The 7070-nt window shown below is 40.0% G+C and carries 9 protein-coding genes; all 9 read left to right on the forward strand.

What is annotated here, in order from left to right; genetic code table 11:
• Positions 1-155: 155 nt before the first annotated feature.
• Complete coding sequence (locus Q0081_RS31020; RefSeq protein ID WP_298362881.1) at positions 156-638, forward strand: winged helix-turn-helix domain-containing protein; 483 nt, start codon at positions 156-158, stop codon at positions 636-638.
• Positions 635-847 (forward strand): hypothetical protein, encoded by a 213-nt coding sequence (locus tag Q0081_RS31025; RefSeq protein WP_298362882.1) that lies wholly within the window; start codon positions 635-637, stop codon positions 845-847. Before Q0081_RS31020 ends, Q0081_RS31025 begins: the two co-directional genes overlap by 4 nt.
• Entirely contained in the window at positions 798-1196 is a 399-nt protein-coding gene (locus tag Q0081_RS31030) for a transposase (RefSeq protein ID WP_298362896.1), read from the forward strand. The genes Q0081_RS31025 and Q0081_RS31030 overlap by 50 nt, the downstream gene beginning before the upstream one ends.
• 90 nt (positions 1197-1286) lie before the next feature.
• Positions 1287-1862, forward strand: coding sequence for a hypothetical protein (locus Q0081_RS31035; protein ID WP_298362885.1), 576 nt, complete (start codon positions 1287-1289; stop codon positions 1860-1862).
• A 6-nt stretch (positions 1863-1868) separates the two neighbouring features.
• Positions 1869-2390, forward strand: coding sequence for a hypothetical protein (locus Q0081_RS31040; protein ID WP_298362887.1), 522 nt, complete (start codon positions 1869-1871; stop codon positions 2388-2390).
• 300 nt (positions 2391-2690) lie between these two features.
• A complete protein-coding gene (gene hemW, locus Q0081_RS31045) occupies positions 2691-3845 on the forward strand; it encodes a radical SAM family heme chaperone HemW (RefSeq protein ID WP_298362890.1) in 1155 nt (384 codons plus the stop codon).
• A gap of 70 nt (positions 3846-3915) precedes the next feature.
• Positions 3916-4668, forward strand: coding sequence for a monofunctional biosynthetic peptidoglycan transglycosylase (gene mtgA, locus Q0081_RS31050; RefSeq protein WP_298362892.1), 753 nt, complete (start codon positions 3916-3918; stop codon positions 4666-4668).
• Between the two features lie 594 nt (positions 4669-5262).
• On the forward strand, positions 5263-5706 hold the full coding sequence (locus Q0081_RS31055) for a M43 family zinc metalloprotease (protein WP_298362900.1): 444 nt from the start codon (positions 5263-5265) through the stop codon (positions 5704-5706).
• Positions 5706-7070 (forward strand): GEVED domain-containing protein (locus Q0081_RS31060; RefSeq protein WP_298362895.1); only part of this gene is annotated, 1365 nt, incomplete at its 3' end. The genes Q0081_RS31055 and Q0081_RS31060, both read left to right, overlap by 1 nt.

Genomic DNA, 7070 nt, shown 5'->3' on the forward strand with positions numbered 1-7070 from the left:
AGAATTATTAGTATTTGAAGCGGTCCGCCGCTGCGGATGCTATTGGCGTAAAAAGCCAAAAAAGTCAGCGAAATCAAAGCTATCAAAAGCCAAGTAAAACAGTCCAAACTGATATATTATACTAATTTAGAATTAGATAGTCGTATTTTTGTACAATGAAATATGAAACAAAAATAGTCGAAAGTATAGAATATTTAGTGGAACAGGAGCGCAAAAGCACTTTAGTACTGATTCGCGATCGTGTAGGTTTCATTCGTCTTTTGAAAAGTGGTGAAGCAAAAACCCAATCAGCAGCAGGTCAAGTAATAGGTCTATGCGAACGTCAATCACAACGACTTTGGCGGATTTATCAACAGGACGGGCTTGCCGGTTTACAAAAAAAGCCCGCTTGGGGGTATTGGGGTAAATTGAGTAGTACTCAAATTACTCATTTACGGCAATTTTTATTAGATGACCGAGCAGAGACGTTGGCAGATATTCAAGCCTATTTGCAAAATAATTTAGGGGTAAGTTATACAATCGGAGGTATAAGTGATTTATGTAAACGACTGAAAATCAAGTTAAAGACAGGGCGTCCTGTCAATGTGCGGCAGCAGCCGGGAGCTGTAGAGAATTTTAAAAAAAATTCAAAGAATTGAGGCATGACTATGAAAATGATGCTATATTTTTCCATGATGAACTGCGAGCCGGTACTCGTAGTGAACTAAGCCGTAAGTGGGCACCTATGGGGCATCGACCGGTAGCTCCTATCAAAATCGGCTACGAAAATACCTATCGCACGGGCGACCCCGCTTTATCTGACACTTTGCCCTTTTACAGGCAAAGGATTTGGTGCATTTTTACCTAAGCTCAATAGCGAATGCTTTAGTTGGTTTATAAGCAAAATTCAGGAGTGTATGGGGCAAACGGGAATACCTGAAAAGGCCCTTTTTATTGCTGATGGGGCGACTGCTCACAAATTAGAACTATTTGATAAAGAAAAGCTTGTTTTTGAGAGACTACCGGCGGCTAGTCCAGAGCTAAATCCCGTAGAGCGTTTTTTTAAGGAAATACGTAAGAAGCTGAAAAATAAGATTTTCGACACATTAGAACATGCTCAGGAACGTATTCAAAAGATTGTGGAAGACTTTTTTGAAGAAGAGGGTAAAGTCAGCTCACTAACATGTTTCCCTTATTTAAAAAATACGACACAATAACTTTGAATTAGTATTACCACCGAACAAATTAATCGCCTCTATGCATTTGTAGAGCGTAAAAACGTAAAATTCTACGATTTACAAATCGAATTGGTCGATCACCTTGCCTCTGAAATTGAGAAAAAATGGGCAGAAAATCCTTCATTGATTTTTGAAGAGACGTTATCCAACGTTTATGCAGAGTTTGGCTTATTTGGTTTTCAAGATATGGTGCAAAAAGCGCACCGGCTAATGATGGGAAAGTACCAAAAAATGTGGTGGAACTATTTTAAACAGTTTTGGAAATTACCGAAAATCATCTTCTCGCTTGTATTATTCGGATTTGTATGGATTTGCTTTACTACGTTTGGTTACAAAGTGGTGATGTATTGCAACTGGGTTCTGATGATTATTCAGGGTTTGTATTCCACTTATTATTTTTTATTTCGGCGTTTTTCCAAAAAGAAACTTCAACTGCTCTCTACTCTAAGTCTTGGAACAGAGCCACCTGCCATAATTTCAATTTTGCCTATCACTTTCTTTACCTTTTATGCCTCATTTACTATCCCTTTTGGGGTTATGAGTGCTTTTATCTCAGTAGTTTGGCTCATGACGTGGGCAGGCTACGAAACCGATATTTATTTTTTAAAAGAACAACATCGTTTGTACCCTCAAGCCTTTGCCTAAACTGTCATGAAAAGAGAATTAACCACCGAGCAAATTAATCGCCTTTATCGGTATGTTAATGATAAAGGAGTCGAGTATTTTGATATACAGATAGAGTTGGTCGATCATATTGCCAGCATAATTGAAGAACGATGGAATAATTATTCGGAACAGTCGGTGGATGAAACCCTTAATGGAGTTTTAGTTGCTTTTGAAAAATATGGATTTAAGAGACTGGTCAGGGAAAAAGAAAGGCAGGTGGCGCGGCAATATCGCCGCTATTTTTGGCAAAACTTCAAATCATTTTTCAGTTGGCCAAAAGTATTATTTACAGCGGTTTTGACTTGGGTTTTATTTGAGTTTATACAAAAAACCAATGTAAATGCTCTGCAACAAATAAGTGACTCGCTTATGTTTCCTATTTTAGGTATTGCACTAATTTATGGTATTTTCTTATTTGTTCGGAGGTTATTAATGCTTCGAAAACTTTCATTTACCAGTTATAATATTGGAGGAGGGTTTATACTTTTTAAACGTATTCTACAGTAAAACTTATTTTGAAATACTCCATGCTTCAAGAGACGCCGTATCCACTGATAGCCTCATTCCTCTTGGTATTGTTTTTCCTTATGATTGTAGCCGCTCTTCAAGCCCATGAAAAACTTTACACTTACAGTAAGCAACTTTACCCCCAAGCTTTTGCCTAAATTTGACCTTTGAGTTCTAAAGAAAACAAAGGTTGTTCCAGACCTATAAAAAACTGACAGGAACCCTTTGAAGCAGGAAATTTAAAGGGAAATTCGACTAATGGTTGTGTTGTGCAAGACGCTATTTGCGTAATTTTGTCCAATGCACTTATACCTACATATTCCTTTTTGCAAACAGGCCTGCCACTATTGTGATTTTCATTTTAGTACCCATCTAAAATCAAAAGCGGACTTAGTAACGGCAATTTGTCAGGAAATTGAATTACAAAAAGACTATTTACCTGCACGCACTTTAGAAACCATTTATTTTGGAGGGGGTACTCCTTCCCTACTGACAGAAAGTGAATTAGGTCAAATTTTTGAGGCTATTCATCGCATTTATCAGGTTGAATCTGATGTAGAAATCACGCTGGAAGCTAATCCGGATGACATCACTAGGGAAAAAATAGCAGAATTAAAACCCTTTATCAATCGCTTAAGTATCGGTATTCAATCGTTTCATGAACCGTATTTACGTTTTATGAATCGGGCACATAATGCTGTTGAGTCAGAACAGTGTGTCAAATTAGCCCAAGACAGCGGTTTTGAGAATTTGACGATTGATTTGATTTATGGCATGAGCGAAAGGTTATTAGGAATTCATAAATCATCCCAAGATTCTGACGAACAGCTCTGGCAACGGGATTTGGAAATGGCAGTAGCCTTAAACACTCCGCATATTTCAGCCTACAATCTGACTATAGAACCCCAAACTGCGCTGGGAAATTGGCTCAAAAAAGGAAAGATAAAACCCGTCGAAGAAGAATTATCCGCTCGGCAGTTTGAACAAATGATTTCCTACCTCAACACCAACGGATATGAGCAATATGAAATTTCCAATTTTGCCCGAAACGGCCACTATGCCCGTCACAACAGCAGCTATTGGAAGCGTCGCCCGTATTTAGGCGTAGGACCCAGCGCTCATTCTTTTAACGGCGCATCTCGGCAATACAACATTGCCAATAATGCGCTGTATATCAAGTCTATCCAAGAGGAAAACCTACCATTTGAATCTGAAATCTTAACTGCTTTTGATCAAGTCAATGACTATTTATTGACGAGCCTGCGGACGATTTGGGGCTGTGATTTGGGTGTAATCAAGGAAATTTCGGGAATTGATTTGCTTGAAATACAAAAACCCTACTTAGCGGCGTTTTTTGAAAATGAATGGATACATATGAGCGACAACGTTCTGTTTCTTACTCCTAAGGGCAAGTTATTTGCCGACCGTATCGCATCAGATTTGTTTTTAGTTTGAAGAATTGGGATGATTTTTCGATTTTTGTCCATTAGCTAACTGGCGAACTACCTGTACCACAAATTTACTTATGGCTGTCAATCGCATTCGTACTACTCCTGCTGTTCCTCCGAAAGCCAAATCATCGGCAAACTGGAAGTCAGTAGCTGCCCGTATCTTTCTAAAAACAATGCTTTATTTTGTGGCTATTTCGGTGATTTGGGTCACTGTTCTCAAGTTTGTTCCGGTTTGGTTGACACCATATATGATGGTAAGAAAAGTCGAAGCCATTGCCGATGGGCGTAAAAGCAAGATTTATTCCGATTGGACACCCATCGAAGAGATGTCCAAAGAAGCTCCGTTGTCAGTCGTTGCATCAGAAGATCAATTATTTCCGCAACATTGGGGTTTTGATTTTAAGTCCATGAATAATGCTTTTAAAAACAATCTTCGTGGTAAAAAAATCAGAGGTGCCAGTACCATCACCCAACAGGTAGCTAAAAATGTGTTCTTATGGCAAGGGCGCGACTACTTCCGAAAGGCTTTGGAAGTCTATTTTGCGTTGCTGATTGAGTTGATATGGGGAAAAGAACGAATTTTAGAAGTGTACCTCAATGTAGCCGAAACCGGCAACATGACTTTTGGTTATGAAGCAGCTTCGCAACGATTCTTCAATAAATCTTCCGGCTCACTCACTCGTGCTGAAGCTGCCCGGATTGCGGCAGTGTTGCCAAGTCCCTTGCGATTTTCGGTAAAAACCCCTTCTGCTTATACTCAAAGACGGACACAACAAATAGCACGCCAAATGCGAATGTTAGGTCGTGATTACACTACAAACCTATAATTTTCAGTATAATCTTTATAGCTTTTACGTCTTATTCAAGCTATTAAGGGCATTTTTTTTCTAAGTATTTTTCACAGGCCAATATCCTACAAACTGAGTCAACTTTTGGCATAGTAATTGCCCTAAAAAACATATACCCTACATAAAGTTCAATCATTTATTTTCAAGTAAGGAAATTCTTGACGAGACCTCTTGTGGTCAAATGGAATGAATTTAAGAAGTAATGGTCTAAAAGTAGGGTATGGGATTTAAAATTTTACATTTTATTTGTTGGGTAACTGGGTTACTTATAGTATTGCTTCATTATGAAGTAAGCGCTCAGACTATGCCTTGCGGAATCCTTCATGAAGCCCAGAAAGTATTGCAGAACGGGAAAATCGGATTCTTAAAATCAAACAACAATTTGCTGAAACCTTCCAAAACGCCAACCATACCGTTCAATACATTCCGATTAAAGCACATATTTTACGAAAAAGCGATGGAACCGGCGGACTTAGTTTAGCAGACTTAAATACGGCACTCGCCCAAATCAACCGCTATTATATCAACGTAGGAAGCGGAGTTCAATTCTATTTTTGCGGTACTCCCAACTATATTAATAATACGGCTTTTTATGATTACGATAATACGGAAGAAACCGCACTTTGCAGCGCAAATGATGTTACAAATGCCATCAATATCTATTTCACGAATTCAATACTTTTTGGAAGCCTTGCCGTGTCGGGTTATGCTTATTTTCCAAGTACATTGAGTGTAACCAATCGTATATTTGTGCAGTCATTGTATGCCACAGATACCCGAACACTCACGCACGAATTAGGGCATTATTTTAATTTACTGCATACATTTCAAAGCAGTACGGACGCTAACCAAACTAATCGCGAATACGTAACCCGTGATGTCTTTCAAGGAGCTAACTGTGCCACTAAAGGAGATTTACTTTGTGACACCCCTGCTGATCCCTACGGACGAGATTCACTAAGCTTGGTAGGATGCAGCCGCAAGGGCAGTTATACAGTCCTTCGCTGTCCAATATAATGTCTTACTATCCTATTTCATGCGGTAATTTCTTTACTGCGGGCCAGTACAATCGCATGAACGACGGACTGATGTTGCGAACTGATGTTTCAAATCAGTATACTTTAAATTGTGGCCCTACAGTCACGGGCGTAAACGTCCCAAGCAATCTTACCGGCAGCATTGTTCCTACGGGTTTGAATTTGACTTTTACGGATAACTCTTCTAATGAAACAGGATTTATTATTGAGCGTTCAACCACTTCGGCTACTGAAGGTTATACGGCAATAGGAGGAATTGCGCCCAACATTACTACCTATTTAGACCAATCTACTACTGCTTTTACTACGTATTATTATCGCGTCAAAGCATCCAATTCAACTGACCAGTACAGTACAGTATTTACAATTACGACTGCCCTCAATTACTGTATCCCTACCTACACCACTTCTTGCAGCACCATTGGGGTAGTCATTGATGATTTTATTTTAAAAGAAGGGACAACCAGTATTAATAATAATTTAGATTCCAATTGCTCTCCCGGAAATTATGGCAATTTTACAGGCACCAACTATAATGTAACTGCAGGTCATACCTATACTTTTACTGCAAGAGCCCTGACAGGAGGAGGAAGCGGCACTTACTTTGACCAACAGGTAACCGTTTGGCTTGATTACAATCAAAATGGTTTTTTTGAATTCAGCGAACGCGTTTATCGCAGCGACAGTGCCTCCATGCCTCGCATGAATCCTACGGCAGTCGGGTCTTTTACCATCCCCAATACTGTCAGCGGCATTGTTAGAATTCGTATCCGTTCGAGCTTTAATTCTGGTTCAGGCAGTGCAGTTACAAACCCCTGTATCAATCTGACTTATGGAGAAACAGAAGACTACAGTCTTAACGTAACTTCAGCTTCACCTCCTTCCATCACCACAGGTACGGTTACACCTATCCCTGTTTGCGCGGGGCAGACCATTAGCGTTCCTTTTACCACAAGCAATTTATCATCAAGTTCGTACGTAGTACAGCTTTCGGATGCGGCCGGAAACAACTTTGCCAATATCACGACCGTAGGGACAAGCAGCCCGCTTATTGCAACCATACCCTTCGGAACAGCTACCGGAAGCGGCTATAAAGTTAGGGTAAATTCGGTATCACCCATTGTGACGGGTTCTGAAAGCGGTGTATTTACTATCAATGCAATACCTGCTGCACCAACGGCCACAACACCCATCAATTATTGCCAAAACCAAACAGCTTCACCGCTGACGGCAACAGGCAGCAATTTGAAATGGTACACCGTAGCATCAGGCGGAGTAGGAAATACGACGGCTCCTACCCCTTCCACGGCTTCTGCAGGAACAACTAATTATTGGATATCTCAA

Source organism: Runella sp. (assembly GCF_027484545.1).
Taxonomy (GTDB): domain Bacteria; phylum Bacteroidota; class Bacteroidia; order Cytophagales; family Spirosomataceae; genus Runella.